The organism is Paraburkholderia saeva, assembly GCF_907164555.1.
Classification (GTDB): domain Bacteria; phylum Pseudomonadota; class Gammaproteobacteria; order Burkholderiales; family Burkholderiaceae; genus Paraburkholderia; species Paraburkholderia saeva.
Genome location: NZ_CAJQZC010000008.1, coordinates 151,115 through 169,300 on the forward strand (window position 1 = coordinate 151,115; position 18,186 = coordinate 169,300).

The 18,186-nt window shown below is 64.8% G+C and carries 13 protein-coding genes; 11 read left to right on the forward strand and 2 right to left on the reverse strand.

Annotated features, from left to right (window positions below):
• The first annotated feature begins 14 nt into the window (after positions 1-14).
• Entirely contained in the window at positions 15-2,633 is a 2,619-nt protein-coding gene (locus LPA36_RS20780; RefSeq protein WP_228880870.1) for a circularly permuted type 2 ATP-grasp protein, read from the forward strand.
• Positions 2,630-3,520, forward strand: coding sequence for a transglutaminase family protein (locus LPA36_RS20785; RefSeq protein ID WP_228880872.1), 891 nt, complete (start codon positions 2,630-2,632; stop codon positions 3,518-3,520). The genes LPA36_RS20780 and LPA36_RS20785 overlap by 4 nt, the downstream gene beginning before the upstream one ends.
• A gap of 76 nt (positions 3,521-3,596) precedes the next feature.
• On the opposite strand, the gene LPA36_RS20790 is transcribed toward LPA36_RS20785, so the two are convergent.
• Together LPA36_RS20790 and LPA36_RS20795 are read right to left on the reverse strand one after the other, a co-directional pair.
• Positions 3,597-4,034 carry a carboxymuconolactone decarboxylase family protein gene (locus tag LPA36_RS20790; RefSeq protein ID WP_228880874.1) on the reverse strand — a complete coding sequence of 146 codons (438 nt, stop codon included), beginning with the start codon at positions 4,032-4,034 and terminating at the stop codon, positions 3,597-3,599.
• Complete coding sequence (locus tag LPA36_RS20795) at positions 4,031-4,558, reverse strand: DUF3331 domain-containing protein (protein WP_228880876.1); 528 nt, start codon at positions 4,556-4,558, stop codon at positions 4,031-4,033. The genes LPA36_RS20790 and LPA36_RS20795 overlap by 4 nt, the downstream gene beginning before the upstream one ends.
• A 499-nt stretch (positions 4,559-5,057) precedes the next feature.
• On the opposite strand from LPA36_RS20795, the gene LPA36_RS20800 reads away from it, so the two are divergent.
• From LPA36_RS20800 to pdxR, 9 genes are all read left to right on the forward strand, one after another.
• The gene (locus LPA36_RS20800; protein WP_228880885.1) at positions 5,058-8,927 is read left to right on the forward strand and encodes a helix-turn-helix domain-containing protein; all 3,870 of its coding nucleotides are present in this window, start codon (positions 5,058-5,060) and stop codon (positions 8,925-8,927) included.
• 68 nt (positions 8,928-8,995) lie between these two features.
• Positions 8,996-9,418, forward strand: coding sequence for a MarR family winged helix-turn-helix transcriptional regulator (locus tag LPA36_RS20805; protein ID WP_228880888.1), 423 nt, complete (start codon positions 8,996-8,998; stop codon positions 9,416-9,418).
• Between the two features lie 62 nt (positions 9,419-9,480).
• Positions 9,481-9,906, forward strand: a complete 426-nt coding sequence (locus tag LPA36_RS20810) for a MarR family winged helix-turn-helix transcriptional regulator (RefSeq protein ID WP_228880890.1) — start codon at positions 9,481-9,483, stop codon at positions 9,904-9,906.
• A gap of 96 nt (positions 9,907-10,002) precedes the next feature.
• On the forward strand, positions 10,003-11,088 hold the full coding sequence (locus tag LPA36_RS20815) for an HlyD family secretion protein (RefSeq protein ID WP_228880892.1): 1,086 nt from the start codon (positions 10,003-10,005) through the stop codon (positions 11,086-11,088).
• Positions 11,089-11,107: 19 nt separating this feature from the next.
• Complete coding sequence (locus tag LPA36_RS20820) at positions 11,108-12,697, forward strand: DHA2 family efflux MFS transporter permease subunit (RefSeq protein WP_228880894.1); 1,590 nt, start codon at positions 11,108-11,110, stop codon at positions 12,695-12,697.
• Between the two features lie 10 nt (positions 12,698-12,707).
• Positions 12,708-14,159, forward strand: a complete 1,452-nt coding sequence (locus tag LPA36_RS20825; protein ID WP_228880896.1) for an efflux transporter outer membrane subunit — start codon at positions 12,708-12,710, stop codon at positions 14,157-14,159.
• Positions 14,160-14,203: 44 nt separating this feature from the next.
• Complete coding sequence (locus LPA36_RS20830) at positions 14,204-15,388, forward strand: thiolase family protein (RefSeq protein WP_228880899.1); 1,185 nt, start codon at positions 14,204-14,206, stop codon at positions 15,386-15,388.
• A 141-nt stretch (positions 15,389-15,529) separates the two neighbouring features.
• Complete coding sequence (gene panE, locus LPA36_RS20835; protein ID WP_228881142.1) at positions 15,530-16,468, forward strand: 2-dehydropantoate 2-reductase; 939 nt, start codon at positions 15,530-15,532, stop codon at positions 16,466-16,468.
• Between the two features lie 33 nt (positions 16,469-16,501).
• Entirely contained in the window at positions 16,502-17,962 is a 1,461-nt protein-coding gene (gene pdxR, locus LPA36_RS20840; RefSeq protein ID WP_228880901.1) for a MocR-like pyridoxine biosynthesis transcription factor PdxR, read from the forward strand.
• Positions 17,963-18,186: the final 224 nt, after the last annotated feature.

The following is an 18,186-nucleotide window of genomic DNA, read 5'->3' on the forward strand; positions in this document are numbered from 1 at the left end:
CACGCGACACGATCTTGGCTTTTCAATCGACTTTTCCCTTCGAGCCGAACGCGGGTCTCGCCGACGCGCTCGCGCTCCTGCGTGCGTTGCCCGTGCGCGACGGACACTGGGACGAGATGCGCGACGCGTCGGGAGCGCTGCGCGAACCGTGGCGCGGGTTTTTCGAGCTGCTGGGCGAGGACGGCGTCGCGGACCTCGATCAGGATGCCGCTTCGGTCGCCCAGCAGATCCGCGACAACGACATCAGCTACAACGTGTACGCCGACAACGGCGAATCGCGTCCGTGGTCGCTGGACCTGCTGCCGTTCCTGATCGCGGAAGACGAATGGGCCGAAATCGAGCGCGGCGTCATGCAGCGCGCGCATTTGCTGAACGCGATCGTGGCGGACGTCTACGGTCAGCAGACGCTGTTGCAGCGCGGCCTGCTGCCGCCCGCGCTGGTGTTCGGTCATCCGGGGTATCTGCGGGCGGTGAAGGATTACGTGCCGCCTGGTGGCCAGTACCTGCAGTCCGTCGCCATCGACCTCGCGCGTGCGCCGAACGGCTGCTGGACCGTGATGGCCCATCGCACTGAGGCGCCGTCCGGCCTCGGCTACGCGCTCGAAAACCGGATGATCGTATCGGGTCTTTTCACCGATCCGTTCCGGGCGATGCGCGTGAGCCGTCTCGCGCCGTCGTTCTCGCAACTCGTCGGCACGCTTGCGCAACTGGCCCGCGCGACGATGAGCGGCGCGCAGGACGAAGCGCCGCATATCGCGCTCCTCACGCCCGGACCGTACAGCGAAACGTACTTCGAGCACACGTTCCTCGCGCGCTATCTCGGCGTGACGCTTGTCGAGGGCAAGGATCTCACGGTGCGCGACGACATGCTGTATCTGAAGACGCTTGCAGGGCTGGAGCGCGTGCACGTCGTGCTGCGCCGTCTCGACGACGCATTCTGCGACCCGGTCGAACTGCGCGCCGATTCGACGATCGGCGTGCCCGGCCTGCTGCAGGTGATGCGTGCGGGCAACGTGGTGGTATCTAACGTGCCGGGCGCGGGTTTCGCAGAATCGCCCGCATTGCACGGCTTCATGGCGGGCATCGCCGAAGCGCTGCTCGGCGAGGAACTCGTGCTGCCCGACGTGCCGACATGGTGGTGTGGCGAAGACGCCGCGCGCGCGAACGCGTTCGCCCAGCAGGATTCGGCGTTCCTCGTGCCGACGTGGCCCGAATCGCAGCGCGACGGCGCGCCCGGCATGGCGCTCGGCGCGCAGCGCCTCGATGCATGGCGCGAGCGCATCGAAACGATGCCGGACGCGTTCACGGTCCAGCAGCCGCTGCCGTATTCGTGCACGCCGCGTTATGAGGAAGGCACGATTGGCAACCGGCCTTCGGTGCTGCGCGTGTTCGCGATCGCCGATTTCAACGGCGGCTGGCATGTGATGCCGGGCGGCTTCACGCGTCTCGCGGCGGAACGGCAAAGCACGGTATCGATGCAGTTCGGCGGCAGCAGCGTCGACACGTGGGTGCTGTCGAGCCAGCCGTTCTCGACGTTTTCGCTGCTGCCTTCGCCGATCAAACCCGGTGACCTCGCGCGCAAACACCGCACGGTATCGAGCCGCGCGGCGGAAAACCTGTTCTGGTCTGGACGCTACGGCGAGCGCGCCGAAAACAACGTGCGTCTGCTGCGTCTGATTCTCGGCTCGCTGGAAAACAGCGACAGCGACGCGATGTTCTCGACGCTCGTCGAACTGGCGCTGCAAAGCGGGCTCGTGCCGCAGGTCGACATGCTCGCGCAGCATTCGCCGCAGACCTTCGAACGCACGCTCGTGGCGAACCTCAACGAACACACGGGCGCGGCCAGCATCGGGCAGAACCTGGCTTCGCAGGCGCGCGCGAGCGGCGAGATTCGCGGCCGCCTTTCGAGCGACCATTGGCGCACGATTGTCGCCGCGCGCAACGGCTTCCGCGACGCATTGACGACGCTGACGCCTTCACCGGCGACGCCCGCATCGGCTTCACTCTTTGGCGGCGCGACTGCGCCACGGCACGACCGCTACGATCGCGTCACGCTGATCAACGCGCTGGAGCATCTGTCGACGCAGCTCTCCGCGATCAGCGGCGCGCAGGGCGACCGGATGACACGCGACGAAGCGTGGCGGCTACTCTTCGTCGGGCGACATATCGAGCGCGTCTCGTCGATGACCGCGTATCTGCGCGTCGTCGCCGAGGGGCGCCAGCTCGCGACGCCCGCCGGCTTCGATCTGCTGCTGCAACTCTTCGACAGCACGCTCACGTACCGCTCGCTCTATCCGGGGCGGTTCGAAGTGCCTGCGCTCCTCGACCTGCTGGTGGTCGAGCCGACCAATCCGCGCGGGCTGTACGGTGTCTATGAACGCCTGTCCCGCAAGCTCGACGAGATCACGGTCGCCGCCGGCAGCTCGCGCCATGCGACGTTTTCTGGCCTGCTGCGCCCAACGGATTCCCTGCCGTCGCTCGAACGCCTGTGTGTTACCGACGCGGACGGCGTCCATACCGAGCTCATCGACGTATGCAATGAACTGAACGCGCTCGTCGCGCTCGCGGCCAATGAAATCAGCGCGCGCTATTTCAGTCACGCCAATACGCTCGCGCTGCGGGTGTCGTCATGACGGCCGCGCATACTGTCCTCTCGGTGTCGCATCGCACAACGTATCGCTATTCGACGTTCGTCGAAACGGCGCAGCATCTGGCGACCATCCGGCCGCTCGCCTGCGAATGGCAGCGCGTGGTGAACCACACCGAACGCATCGAGCCGACGCCTTCGTACATGCACAGCCGCATCGATGCGTTCGGCAACGACGTGCTGTATTTCGCGCTCGATACGCCGCATGAGCGCCTGCAACTCGTGAGTGAAACGACGGTGCAGCTGACGCCGCGCTGGACGTCGCTCGACCCGCAATCGACGCCCGCATGGGACGAGGTTGCCGACGCGCTGCGCTATGCCGCGAGCGGCACATTCAGGCCGGAGGTGGAGTTCTGCTTCGCTTCGCCGAATATTGTGCTGCGCCCGGCGTTGCGCGAATACGCGCTGTGGAGTTTTCCGCCGGGCATGCCAGTCGCAGCGGGCGCGGTCGACCTGATGCATCGCATCCACGCCGACTTCGAATACAAGCCGTCGGCGACGATGTTCGATACGCCGGCCGAACGGGCGTTCGAATTGAAGCGCGGTGTATGCCAGGATTTCGCACAGGTGATGATCGGCTGTCTGCGCTCACTGGGCCTGCCCGCGCGTTACGTCAGCGGATACCTGCGTAACGACCCGCCGCCGGGGCAGCCGCGGCTGATCGGGGCGGACGCGTCGCACGCGTGGGTGTCCGTCTACTGCCCCGGCAGCGGCTGGATCGATCTCGATCCGACCAACGACGTGCTCGCCGACATGGATCACGTGACGCTGGCAACCGGCCGCGACTACAGCGACGTTTCGCTGCTGCGCGGCATGATTCTGGGCGGCGGCGCACATCGCGTCGAAGTGGGCGTGAGCGTGCTCGCGCTTTGAGCGCGCGCTTGCACCACGGCATGTGCCGCTTCACCGTCGAGCTTTTCGTGGACGCACGTTCGCGCGCCCACCTTCATCAAACCGGCGTCTTGCGAAACGCGATCGCGAAGCGGTTCCACGTGTTGATCGTCGCAACGAGCAGCGTGAGGTCGACGATTTCCTCGTCGCTGAAATACGGCCTCACCTGCTCCCAGCTCGCGTCCGGCACATGGGTGTCCGCAACCCGCGTGAGCGATTCGGTCCATTCGAGCGCCGCGCGTTCGCGTGCCGTGAAGAACGGCGTCTCGCGCCACACGACGACGGCTGCGAGCCGCCGGTCGGTTTCGCCTGCCTTGCGCGCATCGGCCGTGTGTGTGTCGACGCAATACGCGCAGCCGTTGATTTGCGATGCACGCAGGCGCACGAGTTCCGTCAGCGACTTTTCCAGCTTCGAGCCGACGAGACGCTCTTCCGCTGCCAGGAGTGCCTTGATCGCGGCCGGGTTGGCTTTATAAAAATCGAGGCGTGCAGTCATGTCCGGGTTCTCCCTGAAAGATGATGCTCCGATGCGGCGCAGCGAGACGGTTTGGCGCTGGCAGCTTCGTTCATCTGCTCCGGCGACGCAGCCGGCAACCTGGCCGGCATCAGCGCGTCGGCCGGTTCCTCGACGAAGCGCGCGAGGATCATCGCGTTGCAGTTGCGTGGCGACGGCCTGCCGCTGCCGGGGCGATAGATCGCGTCGCCCCGACGGATCGCAAGCCCGCTGACCGCGCAGACACCTGAAGACCGCGCGACCGAAGCCCGCCACGTCTGGTCGCCGTAGTGACAGACGGTCGGGTCATACCACGCGATCGTCGCGGTTACTGGGTCGGGGCGCTCGACGATACGGATGCGTGCGCCCGCACCCGGCAATGCGAGCACGCCCACCAGCGCCCGACGCTGCTTGCGGTCACGCCGGTAGTCGGGCTTCGGGAGTGCGCTCGCCGAGTCCGACGACAGCCTGGCCAGCAGGCTGAGGGTTTGCGACCACGGGTCCTGCGTGTAGGACTTGGTATGCATGATGCGTCTCCCGGTCGCGGCGCGAACCTGAAAACAGAGGAAAGGTGGCCATCGAAAAATGGCCCGTCGTGTTCCCAGTTTTGTGATTTGCGGACCACCCGACAAGTTAAGTGTTGTGAATTAACGTGCGTTAAAGGAGGGCGACCCGGCAGAATAAGACCGGTCGGACGCATGTGAGGCATGCAACGCTCACGCGGGGCGCTCCGACGCCCGTGCTGTCGCGACAGCGTCGTGAAGCAGGGGCACACTTGCCGGGAGACGCAGCGCTGATGCGGGCCTGCGCGGGTCCATGGCTGGACAAACAAAAAGATAGGTGATCTCATGAGAGCCTCAAGAGATTCAGGACATCCACCAGTCCGGTACTTCGCTCTGCCCCGTTTTTGTCAGGGGATTCGCTTCGCCGCTGCTGGTTGCCTGCGCGCGGCGCGTGAAGCCTCATCGAGGGTTCGGGCGATGAAGCACACACCTGCATCCCTACCCCGAGAGTCTGGAGCGAGAGATGATGCAAATCGGCCGCGTTGAGATTTCGCTTGATCGGCGCGAGCTTCTCGTCGACGGTAAATCCCAGGTGCTGGGAAGCCGTGCGTTCGACATTCTTGAACTGCTGGTGGCGGCCCATGGCCAGGTCGTGAGCCGCGACGAGATATTCCGCACGGTGTGGCCCAACACGGTTGTCGAGCAGAACAACATCCAGGTGCACATTTCCGCGCTGCGCAAGGCGCTGGGCGAGTCGCGCGACCTCATCGATACGGTGCCTGGTCGGGGCTACCGTCTGCTACGTCCGGATCCTGACGCAACGGAACCCGCCGCGGCGCCTGCTGGACGTCGCCTTGCCATGCCCGCTGCGTTCGAGCGGAACTCATCGTCGCGCCCGTCGCCGCTGTTCGGGCATGAGCAGGCTGTGACCGAAGTCATCGAGGCGCTCGGCACGTCGGCACTTGTTTCGCTCGTCGGGCCGGGTGGCATTGGCAAAACCCAGCTGGCGCTCGAAGCGGCCAGCACGCTGGTGGCGTCGAGCCGTGTCGTCGTGCGCGTGATCTCGCTTGCTTCGCTCGTCGACAGTCGCTTTCTGACGGACGTCGTGGCGTCGTCGCTTGGCGTGAAGCCGCCAGGTGGCGACTGTTCGATTGCGCGTATTGCCGCGATGCTGTCGGACCAGAACCTGCTGATCGTGCTCGACAACTGCGAGCATCTGGTGCGCGATGCGGCTGTGGCGTGCGAGGCGCTGATCCACGCGCGCCCCGGCATCCGCGTCATCGCGACGAGCCGCGAGCCGTTGCGGGTCGCCGACGAGTTCGTGTATTTCGTGCCGACGCTCGCCGTACCGAAACCGGACGACGATGGCAACGCGATCCTCGAAAGCCCCGCCGTGCAGCTCTTTCTCTCCCGTGCGGGCGGCCATCAGTTCAGTGCGTCGCTCGACGACAACACGCTGAGCCTGGTCGGCACGATCTGCCGGCGTCTCGACGGTATTCCACTTGCGCTCGAACTGGCGGCGGCGCGCGCCGCTTCGCTCGGCGTCGCGGTGCTGGCTGCCGAACTGCACGACCGTTTTCGTATTCTCACTGGCGGCTTCCGGACGGCGCCGCTGCGACAGCAGACGCTTAAGGCGACGCTCGACTGGAGCTACCAGCTACTCGGCAGCGTCGAGCAACGGGTGCTGCGCAGGCTGGGCGCGTTTATCGGCGATTTCTCGCTGGACGCCGCAACGGCCGTCGCCGGCGACAGCGCGTTGAGCAGCGACGTGCTGAGGGACGCCGTCACGGGGTTGACTGCGAAGTCGCTGATTCTGACGAGCGCCGACGCGCCGCAAAAGCATTACCACCTGCTCGAAACAACGCGTGTGTATGCCTGCCAGAAGCTCGAGGAATCGGGCGAAGCTGACCTCGTCCTTGCGCAGCACGCGCGCTATTTTCTCGGCGTATTTGACGGGCTGCTGGAGCGGCGTAGCGAATTCGATTCTGCGAGCTGGGTTGAGAGCGTGCAGTTCGCGCTCGATAACGCGCGCTCGGCGCTCGACTGGTGTTTCTCGAGCCGCGGCAGTCTCTCGCTCGGAATCTCTCTGGCCGCAGTCGTGATTCCCGGTCTTTACGACATGTCGTCGATCAACGAATGCCGGCAGCGTTCGAGCCAGGTGCTCGGGCTCATGAACGAACTCAGTCTCACGAACGAAGTGGCCGGCATGCGTCTGCTCGCCGCCTTTGCGGCCAGCCGTTCGCACACGCTGGGCCCGCTTGGCGAGACACACGTCGCGTGGTCCGATGTCCTGACGCTCGCGGTCAAGGCGGGCAATCGCGACTTCGAGGCGCGTGCGCTGATTGGTCTGTGGAATTCCGCGCAGTTCGGCGGCGAGGGCCGGCGGGCGCTTTATTTCGCGCGACGTTTCATGTCAGTCGCGGGGCAGCAGCAGAGTGAAACGCTTTTGGTGCTGGCTAAGCGCGTCGTGGGGGTATCGCTGCATTTCTATGGCAACCAGACGAGCGCCCGCACGTATCTTCAGCAGATGCTGTCGCAGTATGACTACGACAAGCATCAATGGCGCACGATCGGTTTTCGCGTGGATCACCGCATTGCCGCGCAGGCCACGTACGCGCGCGTGCTGTGGCTGCAAGGCCATCTCGAAGACGCAAAGACGGTCGCGGGTAGCGCGCTCGAAGCCGCGCGTGAATCGGGTCATGAACTCGTGCTGTGCTACGTGTTGACGGAAGCGGTGGTGCCGCTGAACCTGTTCCTGAACGAGCGCGAGGAAGCGCAGACGAATCTCGCGGCGTTGCGCGGCATCTGCGCGCGACACGATCTGTCGGTCTGGAGCGCGAGCAGCGGTTGCCTCGAATTGCACTTTGCGTCGCAGACGAACGTATCGACTTCGTTGATCGCGCAGTTCCGCAACGCGATCAACGATCTGCAGGCGCTGGGCTTTGGCTGTCATGTGAGCTTCCACGCTGCGCAGCTTGCGCTCGCGCTTGGCCGTGCCGGATTGCCCGACGAGGCGCGCGAGACGCTTCAGGCCGCGATCGCGCGCTGCGAGAACAAACACGACCTGTGGTATTTCAGCGAGCTGCAGCGTATTCAGGGCGAGTTTCAGCGCATCGCCGGGCAGCCTCAGGAGGCGGGCGCCACGTTCGAAGCCGCGCTTGCCCGCGCACGCGAGCAGGGCGCGAAGGCACTCGAATTGAGGATCGTGGTGAGCCTCGCAAAGCTCTGGCGCGACGAGGGCAAGACGGCGTCCGCGCTGAATCTGCTGGACGTCACGCTCGCGGCGTTCAACGACCTTGCCAGCGCGCGCTTCGACGACTACGCCCACGCGTGTGCGTTGCGCGACGATCTGGCCGCGCATGTCGAAGCGCTGTCCCGCCAGGCGGAAACGCCTGGATTGATGCGCCGGTCCGGCCGGCACTCGATGGTGATGCGGCGTCACCGGCAACCGGCCGGCGTGCACCGTGAAGAGATCCTGCCCTGTGAAGATGGCATCGGCGCGCGCCTTGGCAAGGCGTTCAGTCTCATGAATCCGCCGACGCTGACTGCGTCCACGAGTGGGCGTCACCGGCTCGAAGTCACCGAACTGTGGTGTGACCACACGGACTTCGGTTTTAGCGGCGACATCCCGCCTGAGGACTCGTTCCTGATCGGCCTGCAGCTGCGCGCGGTGCAGTATCACGAGTTGTGGATGGACGGGCGTTCCGTTCCGGTGAAGCCCATCACGCCCGGCACCTCGCATATCTACGACCTGACACAGCGGCCTGTCGCCTATCTGACCGAGCCGTTTCATCCAATGTTCTTCTATATCCCGCGTGCGGCGCTCGTCGAACTGTCGGAAGAACTCGGCGTTCGTTCCATGGGCGACCTGCGGCATCGCGACGGCGAATTCGTTGCCGATCCTGTGATCTACAGCCTCGGGCAAAGCCTGCTCCCGGCGCTGCACGCCGGTCGCGATACCAACCAGCTGTTCGTCGATCATGTACTGCTCGCGCTGCGCACGCACCTTGTACTGAACTACGGCGGCGTGCGCGTCATGAAGGCGGAGGGCAGGGGTGGGCTTGCTCCGTGGCAGGAGCGCGCGGCGAAGGAGTTGATGGATGCGAAGCATGTCGAAGGGGTCGAACTCGCCGTTCTCGCAGACGCGTGCGATCTTTTGCCGACGGACTTTGTTCGGGCGTTCAAAAAGAGCACGGGACTCTCGCCGAACCAGTGGCTCCAGACGCAGCGGGTTCGTCGGGCGATTACGCTCTTGCAGGACGGCCAGCTTTCGCTTGGCGGGGTCGCGATGAAAGCGGGTTTTGCAGACCAGCGGCATTTCACGCGCGCCTTCACACGCAGGGTCGGGGTGAGCCCGGATGCCTACCGGCGCGTGCTCTCGCAACGCACGTAACGTGCAGTCGCGGCAGCACGCGATGAAAAAATTTGACAGTGTGCGTATGCACAGCTATATTCGTGTTTATGAACCGGCCAATCTCCTACGACGAATGCAACTGTTTTGCCCTGCGGCAGGCGGCAAGGCACGTCACGCAGATTTACGAGCGGCATTTGTCCGCTGTGGGTTTGTCGGCGGCGCATTTCACGATTCTTGCCAAGCTCGCGCGCACGCCGAACCTGACCATGATGGATCTGGCGGACGCGATGGTCATGGATCGCACCACGCTCGTTCGCGCAGTGAAGCCTTTGCAGCGCGACGGTCTCATATCCACCGAGCCGGCCGCGCATGACGGCCGTACGTTTCTGTTCAGCCTGACCGACAAGGGCGAGAAAACCTTCGACGAGGCCGCCATTGCCTGGCGCGCCGCGCAGGACGAATTCGAAAGCAGCTTTGGCCGGGGGCGCGCGAAAGCGCTGCGCTCGGAACTGTTCGATATCACGGAATAACGGCGCGCGCGATGTATCAGGCTGCCGTTGTTGCGTCTTAATGTGTGCATACGCACTTGAAAATGGATTCCACGTTATTTCCCACGGAAGACGACTGTTTCGCGATTCGCCAGGCGGCGCGCTACGTCTCGCAACTCTATGACAGGCATCTCGCGAAGGTCGGTCTGACGACGACGCAGTTTTCCATCATGGGCAGGATCCGGCGCGCCCGCCGCGCGACGATGAAGGAGCTGGCCGACCAGATGGTGATGCAGCGCACGACGCTCGTGCGCGCCATCCAGCCGCTGCGTCGCGATGGACTCGTCTTCAGCGAAACGCGCGGACCGGAGCGGCGCGAACTGTCGATCGGCCTGACCGACGCAGGCGAGGCGCGGCTTTTCGTAGCGCGCGATCACTGGTACGCCGCGCAGGAAGAGTTCGAAAAGCGGTTTGGGCCGGAGCGTGCGGAAGCGCTGCGACGCGAACTGTTTGCGATGACCCGGGACTAGATTCGACGCCCGCGTGAAGCGGGCAGCAGCATCGGCCGGCGCACGTTTTCCGCGCCGATTTTTTTCAGGCAACGAAGTGCATACGCACATATCAACATGTCCACTACTTCTTCGACTATCGCACCCGCCAGCGCCGCGGATCGTGCCAATCCCGCCCGACGCATCCCGTGGATGCTGCTTGCGGTCATTGCGGTTCTCGTCGTGCTGGTTGCGGCCGGATCGTACTGGTTCTTCGCCGGGCGCTTTGTCGAAACCACCGACGACGCGTATATCGGCGGCGACGTCACCGTCATGGCGCCGAAGGTGAATGGGTTCGTGACGGACGTGATGGTGAAAGACAACGAACACGTGCATGTGAACCAGGTGCTGATTCGCCTCGACGCACGCGACTACGACGCACGGCTTGCGCAGGCGGATGCCGAAGTGGAAAGTGCGAAAGCTGCGGTCACCGAGTTGCAGGCGAAGAAATCGCTCCAGCTCGCGACGATCAACGAGCAGGGCGCCGAAGTACGGGCGTCGGGCGCAGAGCTGACGCGCAGCGCAGCCGACCAGGCGCGTTACCGCGAACTCGTGAAAGACGACGCCGTGTCGAACCAGGTTGTCGAGCGCGCCGACGCGGACCTGCTCAAGGCGCACGCCGCTGTCGATCGCAGCAATGCCGCGTTTATCGCGGCGCAACGTCAGCTAGTGGTGCTGGACGCGCAGATCGGCGATGCAGAAGCGCGCATCGCGACGGCGCAGGCCGCGCAGCGCGTCGCGGCGCTCAACGTCGAATACACGACGATCCGCTCGCCGATCGACGGCTACGTCGGCAACCGCACCGCGCGCGTCGGCCTGCTTGCCAATACCGGTATTTCGCTACTGACCGTCGTGCCGTCGAGCGGCCTGTGGATCGACGCCAACTTCAAGGAAGACCAGTTGAAGAAGATGCGCGTCGGCGACAGCGTCGACGTCGAACTGGATGCATCGAACGGCGAGATCCACGGCGTCGTCGAAAGCCTTGCGCCGGCAACGGGTGCGACATTCAGCGTGCTGCCCGCGGAAAACGCCACCGGCAACTTCACGAAGATCGTGCAACGCGTGCCGGTGCGTATCCGCCTCGACGTGCCGAAGGAGATGCAGGGCGTGCTTCGCCCAGGCCTCTCGGCAACGGTCAAGGTTCATCTCGCAGCTCACGCGTAAAACCAGAGGCGAGCCGATCATGAACCACCGCCACGCGCACACCGCGCGACCCGCCAACCCCGCCGACCAGCCGATGCGTACGAAAGCTTTCGCGTTCGCGCTGATGTGCCTCGGGTTCTTCATGGCGACGCTCGATATCCAGATCGTCGCTTCCTCGCTCAGGGACATTGGCGGCGGTCTGTCGGCCAGCCAGGACGAACTCTCCTGGGTGCAAACGTCGTATCTGATCGCCGAAATCCTCGTGATTCCCATGTCGGGCTGGCTCACGCGGGTGTTTTCCACGCGTTGGCTTTTCGCAGCATCGGCGCTCGGCTTCACGATCACGAGCATGCTGTGCGGCCTCGCGTGGGACATCAACTCGATGATCCTGTTTCGCGGGCTTCAGGGCGCGCTCGGGGCCGCGATGATTCCGACGGTTTTCACCACGGCATTCGTGCTGTTTCCCGGCAAGCAGCGGCTGGTCGCATCCACGACGATCGGCGCGCTTGCCTCGCTGGCACCGACGATCGGGCCTGTGATCGGCGGCTGGATCACATCGCAGTGGTCGTGGCACTGGCTGTTTTACCTGAACCTCGTGCCGGGCATTCTCGTGACCGTGCTGGTGCCGAAATTCGTGCACATCGACGACGTGGATCTCTCGCTGCTGAAAAAAGGCGACTACCTCGGCATCGCGCTGATGTCGGGCTTTCTGGGCTGCCTCGAATACGTGCTCGAAGAAGGCCCGCGCAAAAACTGGTTTAGTGATCACGTGATCCTGACCTGCGCGTGGATCTGCGGTATCTGCGGGTTCCTGTTCCTCGTTCATGCGTTCACGGCAAAAGAGCCGATCGTCGATCTGCGTGCGCTCGCGGTTCGCAACTTCGGTATCGGCAGCCTGCTGTCGTTCATTACCGGCATCGGCATCTTCTGCGCCGTGTTTCTGACGCCGGTATTTCTCGCCCGCGTGCGCGGTTTCGACTCGTTGCAGATCGGGCTTGCGCTCCTTTCCGTCGGATGTTTCCAGCTGATCGCGCTGGTGGCGTATTCGCTGCTCGCACGTTTTATCGACATGCGCTGGCTGATGGTGTTCGGGCTGGTGTGTTTCGGCGTCGGCCTGTATCTGTACGTGCCGCTCACGAACCAATGGGGCTGGCACGAACTGCTGATTCCACAGGCGCTGCGCGGTATCGGCCAGCAGTTCTGCATTCCGCCGATTGTGACGATGGCGCTCGGCTCGCTGCCGCCGTCGCGGCTCAAATCGGCCAGTGGCCTCTTCAACCTGATGCGTAACCTGGGCGGTGCGATTGGCATTGCCGTTGCCAGCACGATGCTCAACGACCGTCTGAACCTGCATTACGAGCGTCTCGACGAACACGTGACGGCGGGCCGTCCGGTGATCGAAGCGGTGCTCCAGCAACAGGCGGCGCATCTGGCCGCTGTGGGCGGCGACGCGCTCAACGCGGTGAGTGCCGGTCTCGACGTTCTGCACGGCCTGCTGATGCGCGAAGCGCTCGTGCTCACTTTCTCCGACGCGTTCCTCGCGGTAGCACTGTGTTTCGTGGTGGGACTCGCCAGCGTGCTGTTCTCGCGCCCGTTCGGCAACACCGCGCCGCCTCCCGACGCTCACTAAGGTACCTGACATGAAATCGATCATTGCAAAGGCTCTGGCAGGCATCGCCGTGCTGAGTCTCGCCGCCTGCGCCGTGCAGCCCGAAACCCATGCCGATCTGCTGAAAACGGTGCAGACCGTCGCGCCCGATGCGTGGAGCGTCGAGGCACCGCAGGCGTCCGTGAACCCGGACGCGTGGTGGAACAGCTTCGGCGACCCTGTCATGCATGAACTGGTGACGTCCGTGCTCGACGGCAACCTCGACGTGCAGGTTGCGGCGGAACGGGTCAAGCAGGCGCAGTCGATCGCGACGCAGCGTCACGCCGACCTGCTGCCTCAACTCGACGCGGTCGCGGGCGCTTCCGATGCCCGTCAGAACACGCCGCCGCCGCTCGGTTACGTGCGCCAGGCGGGCATCGGCCTCGCGGCAAGCTGGACGCCCGACGTGTTCGGCGGCGAGCATCTTGCGCTCCTCGCGGCGCAGGCGCAGGTGTCGGGCCGCAAGGAAGCGCTGAACGAACTGCGCCTCGCGCTCGCCGCGAATACGGCGGCCGCGTATATCGATTTGCGCTGGGCGCAGTCGCAGATGCAGATCGTCAAGGATAACGAGCAGATCCGCAGCCGCGCGTTGCGTCTGACGCAGGAGCGCCTGCACTACGGTCTGTCAACGCAGCTCGACGTCGCACGTGCACAGAACCAGCTGTCCGATCTTCAGGCGCAGATCCCGCGCGTGCAGTCGACGATCCAGCATCAGCTCAGCCTGATTGCGGTGTATTCGGGCCGCACGCCGGAGAGCGTCGATGGGCTGCTGCTCGCGAACGCACAGGCGATTCCCGTGCCTTCGCAGAGCGTGCCGCAGACGCTGCCTTCGGAGGCGCTCCTGCGTCGCCCGGACGTGCGCACCGCGTATGCGGGCGTCGAGCAGCGCGCGGCGGAAGTCGGCGTATCGGAGGCACAGCGTTATCCGCAGTTCAAGCTGTCGCTTTCGGATGGCCTGCTTGCCGCGTCGTATATCGGGCTGCCGACGCTCACCGACAACCTGTTCAGCGCGGCCCTGAGCGCGACGAGTCCGATTTTCAACGCCGGCCGGATCAACGCGGGCATCGACGAAAGCGAAAGCCGCATGCGCGAATCGCAACTCGGCCTGCGTCAGACGATGCTCGAAGCGCTGAAGGAAATCGAGGATACGCGTAGCGATCTCGTCAGCACGTCGGAGCAGGTTCAGCGGCTTTCCGGCGCGCTCGATGCGTCCAGCCAGGCGCTGCGTCTTTCCAGCGAGCTGTACAAGGGCGGCGCGTCGAGCTTCCTCGATGTGCTCGCTGCGCAGGAAGCGTATCTGCGGGACTCGGAATCGCTGAACCAGGCGAAGCGCGAGCACGCGCTTTCCGCGGTCGCGCTGTACCGCTCGCTCGGCGGCGGATGGGATACGCAGGAATTCGCCGATGTCGCGAGTGCTGGCGCGCCGTCGACTGCGGCTCGCTGAGCAGCGACCGAAGTCAGGTTTCAACCTCAACCAGGAAATCGACCATGAGTACACGTGAAATTGTGATCAGCCATCCGGTGAGAACCCCGATTGGCGCTTTCAACGGTTCGTTGAAGGATGTACCCGCTACGGATCTCGGCGCGGCCGCCGTCCGCGAGACGCTGCGGCGCAGCGGCGTCGATGCGGCGTCGCTGTCGTCGGTGGTCATGGGCAACGTGATCCAGGCAGGCAACCGGATGAACCCGGCCCGCCAGGCTTCGATCGGCGGCGGCGTGCCGGTGGCCGTGCCCGCGCTGACCGTCAATCGCGTCTGCGGCTCGGGCGCGCAGGCGGTCGTCTCCGCGGCTCAGGAAATCGCGCTGGGACTGGGGAACGTCGCGGTCGCGGGCGGCATGGAGAACATGGATCGCGCGCCGTATCTGATGGAAGGCGCTCGCCATGGTTACCGCATGGGGAACGCGCAGATTTACGACAGCATGCTGCGCGACGGCCTCGTCGATGCGTTTTCCAGCGAGCATTCCGGCTGGCATACCGAAGACCTCGTCACGCAGCTTTCGATCACGCGCGATGCGCAGGACCGCTGGGCCGCGCGCTCGCAGCAACGCTTTGTCGCGGCGCAGGAGCGCGGCGCGTTCGAAGCCGAACTCGCGGCCATTGAAGTGAAGGGACGCAAAGGGCCCGTGCTTTTCGCCCGCGACGAGCAGCCGCGCGGCGACACCACGGTCGAGATTCTCGCGAAGCTGCGCCCCGCGTTTCGCCCCGACGGCACGATCACTGCGGGCAACGCGCCCGGCCTGAACAGCGGCGCGGCTGCGATGATCGTCGCGGAACGTGGCTACGCGGAAGCGCAAGGTATCGAACCGTTCGCGCGGCTCGTGGCGTACGGCGTGGCAGCGGTCGAGCCGGGGATGTTCGGCCTCGGCCCCGTGCCCGCCATGCAGATGGCGCTTGAGCGGGCCGGCTGGAAGCTGGGCGATATCGAACGCGTCGAGATCAACGAAGCGTTCGCCGCCGTGCCGATCGCCGTCGCACAAAAACTCGGCCTGCCTGACGACATCATCAACGTGGAAGGCGGCGCGATCGCGCACGGTCACCCGATCGGCGCGACCGGCGCGGTGCTGGCGACGCGGCTCATCCATTCGATGCGTCGGGACGGTTTGCGGCGCGGTATGGTCACGCTGTGCATCGGTGGCGGTCAGGGCATCGCGCTCGCGCTCGAAGCGCTGTAAGCGCTGCTTTAAACGCCGTGGAGCGTGTGCGTCGCGTCCCTGCATCCCACGATACTTTGCTGTATTTTCCGTATGCAAAGGCAGGAAGGCAGGCAGACCGACGGCGCGCACGCGCCACACGACTGATCTCAAGGAGACATGATGCGAATTCTGGTTGTAGGCGCGGGTGCGACGGGCGGCTATTTCGGCGGACGCCTCGCTGCGGCGGGACGCGACGTGACGTTTCTGGTCCGCGCGCAGCGGGCAGAGGAACTGAAGCGCGCGGGGCTCGTCATCCGCAGTCCGCGCGGCGATCTCACGCTGCGCGATGTAAAGACGATCCAGGCTGGCGACACCGCTGAACCGTTCGATCTCATCGTGCTCAGCTGCAAGGCGTATAGCCTCGACGACGCGGTGAAGGCATTCGCACCGTTCGTCGGACCCGATACGGCGATCCTGCCGCTCCTGAACGGCATGGCGCACATCGACACGCTGACGGAGCAATTCGGCACCGCGCGCGTGCTCGGCGGCCAGTGCGTGATCGCCGCGACGCTCAACGCCGCGCGCGAAATCGTGCATCTGAACGATCTGCAGTCGATCACATTTGGCGAACTTGCCGGCGGTTCGACGGAGCGCGCCCGCGCCATCGATGCGACGCTACAGGGTGCAGGTTTCGACGTTGCGTTGAGCGATGCGGTACTTCAGCAGATGTGGGCGAAGTGGGTATTCCTCTCGACGCTCGCGGCCAGCACCTGCCTCTTTCGCGCTTCCATCGGCGAGATTCTGGCGGCACCGGACGGCAAGCGCCTGATTGAAGGCCTGCTTTCCGAAGGGCGCGCGGTGTCGGCGCACAACGGCTACCCGCTGGGCGACGATTTCGTCGCACGGGTGAGCGACACGCTCTTCGCGGCGGGCTCGCCGCTGACCGCCTCGATGCTGCGCGACGTCGAGAACCGCTCGCGCATCGAGGCCGATCACATTCTCGGCGACCTGATCCGCCGGGGCGGCGCCGCGCAGCATGATGACGCGCGCGTGTCGCTGCTGCGTCTTGCGTATAACCATCTGAAGGCTTACGAAGCGCGCCAGGCGCGCGAGGCATAATCGCGCGCAGGCCTATTTCAGGTAGCCAGCCGGATGGATATCCACATCACGATTCAGGGGCGCCAGGATCTGGCGGGGCAGATCTATCGACAGCTGCGTGCGGGCATCGTCGAAGGACGGCTCACGGGCGGCACGCAGTTGCCGTCCACGCGGGATCTCGCCACGCAGCTCGGCGTATCGCGCAAGACGACGCTCGACGTGTTCGAGCGTCTGCTTTCTGAAGGGTTTCTGTCGGCGCGCGCGGGTTCCGGCACGTTTGTGTCCGACGGCCTGCAGCGCCTGCCTGGCGAAAAATCGTCGCACGCGAAAGCCGCCGAAGCGGCGAAGATGCAACCGGCGGCGCGGGCTCGCGAAGTGTGGGACGAACTGGCGGGACCACTGGCGTTGCCGCAGCCGGATGCCCGCGTCACGCTCGACTTTGTCGGCGGTGTGACGGACAAATCGCTGTTTCCCTTCGACGTGTGGCGTACCTGCATCAACCACGCGCTGCGCGTGCAGTCGCGCGGCCGCGGCACCTATCACGACGCCGCCGGCGAACAGGAACTGCGGCTTGCCGTGTCGCGCTATCTGGCGTTCAACCGCGCGGTCGTCAGCAACTGGGACGACGTCATCATCACGCAGGGCGCGCAGCAGGCGCTCGATCTCGTGGCCCGCGTGATGCTGCGTCGCGGCGACACTGTTGCAATCGAAGACCCCGGCTATCCGCCGGCGCGCGCGTGTTTCGTGGCGCTGGACGCGAAGGTCGTGCCGGTCCCCGTCGATGAACAGGGTCTCGTTGTGAGCCGCCTGCCGAAGAACGCGCGCATCGTCTATGTGACGCCCTCGCACCAGTTTCCGCTCGGCATGCCAATGAGTCTGGAGCGCCGGGTCGAACTGCTCGAATGGGCGCAACAGCGCGGCGCTGTCATCATCGAGGACGACTACGACTGCGAATACCGCTTCGAAGGGCGGCCGATGGAGCCGCTCAAAAGCCTCGACCGCGCAGGTCTCGTTGCGTACGTCGGCACGTTTTCGAAGACGATTTTCCCCGAACTGCGCGTGGGCTACGTCGTGCCGCCAGCCTCGCTGCTGGGCCCGTTGCGGCGCGCACGGCAGGTCGGCGACTGGCACGGCTGCACGCTGACGCAGACCGCGCTTGCCACGTTCATGCTCAACGGCGACTTCGCGAAACACCTTCGGCGCATGCATAAACACTATGCGGCACGGCGCGCGATGCTGCTTTCACATCTGCAAAACGGGCTTGCGCCGTGGTTCGAGCCGATCGTGCCGACCGCCGGCATTCACCTCGCCGCGAGGATCAGGCCACCGATTTCGGAGGCCGCGGTCGTGGCGGCAGGACGTTCCGTATCGGTTGGGCTTTACGGACTCGCGCCGTTCCACGTGCGCGAGAAGGCGCAACCCGGCCTGATGTTCGGCTACGGCGGCATCGGCGTCGAACAGATCGACACGGCGCTCACCGCGCTTGCGAAACTGATGCCGAAGCTTTCTGGCTGATCGTCGAAAACTCCTTGATTCAGGTGCCCGTTTGCGTGAGAGCGCATGTAATAGCCTGTCATCGAGTGGCCGGTTTCCGCTTTGGCCTGGTGTTTACGTGACTCTCGAAGGCATGCGCGCCGTGATCCCCAAAATACGTTTTAGCCGCTAAAACAGGCGTCAAAATGTGTTGAGGAGTCAGCGCCACGCAACAAACCTGCGATGTCATGCACAAAAGATTCGCG

Bases quoted from the DNA above. Each gene is read 5' to 3' on its own strand.
- LPA36_RS20785 (WP_228880872.1), top strand. From the start codon at position 2,630: ATGACGGCCGCGCATACTGTCCTCTCGGTGTCGCATCGCACAACGTAT.
- LPA36_RS20790 (WP_228880874.1), bottom strand. From the start codon at position 4,034: ATGACTGCACGCCTCGATTTTTATAAAGCCAACCCGGCCGCGATCAAG.
- LPA36_RS20795 (WP_228880876.1), bottom strand. From the start codon at position 4,558: ATGCATACCAAGTCCTACACGCAGGACCCGTGGTCGCAAACCCTCAGC.
- LPA36_RS20800 (WP_228880885.1), top strand. From the start codon at position 5,058: ATGATGCAAATCGGCCGCGTTGAGATTTCGCTTGATCGGCGCGAGCTT.
- LPA36_RS20805 (WP_228880888.1), top strand. From the start codon at position 8,996: ATGAACCGGCCAATCTCCTACGACGAATGCAACTGTTTTGCCCTGCGG.
- LPA36_RS20810 (WP_228880890.1), top strand. From the start codon at position 9,481: ATGGATTCCACGTTATTTCCCACGGAAGACGACTGTTTCGCGATTCGC.
- LPA36_RS20815 (WP_228880892.1), top strand. From the start codon at position 10,003: ATGTCCACTACTTCTTCGACTATCGCACCCGCCAGCGCCGCGGATCGT.
- LPA36_RS20820 (WP_228880894.1), top strand. From the start codon at position 11,108: ATGAACCACCGCCACGCGCACACCGCGCGACCCGCCAACCCCGCCGAC.
- LPA36_RS20825 (WP_228880896.1), top strand. From the start codon at position 12,708: ATGAAATCGATCATTGCAAAGGCTCTGGCAGGCATCGCCGTGCTGAGT.
- LPA36_RS20830 (WP_228880899.1), top strand. From the start codon at position 14,204: ATGAGTACACGTGAAATTGTGATCAGCCATCCGGTGAGAACCCCGATT.
- panE (WP_228881142.1), top strand. From the start codon at position 15,530: ATGCGAATTCTGGTTGTAGGCGCGGGTGCGACGGGCGGCTATTTCGGC.
- pdxR (WP_228880901.1), top strand. From the start codon at position 16,502: ATGGATATCCACATCACGATTCAGGGGCGCCAGGATCTGGCGGGGCAG.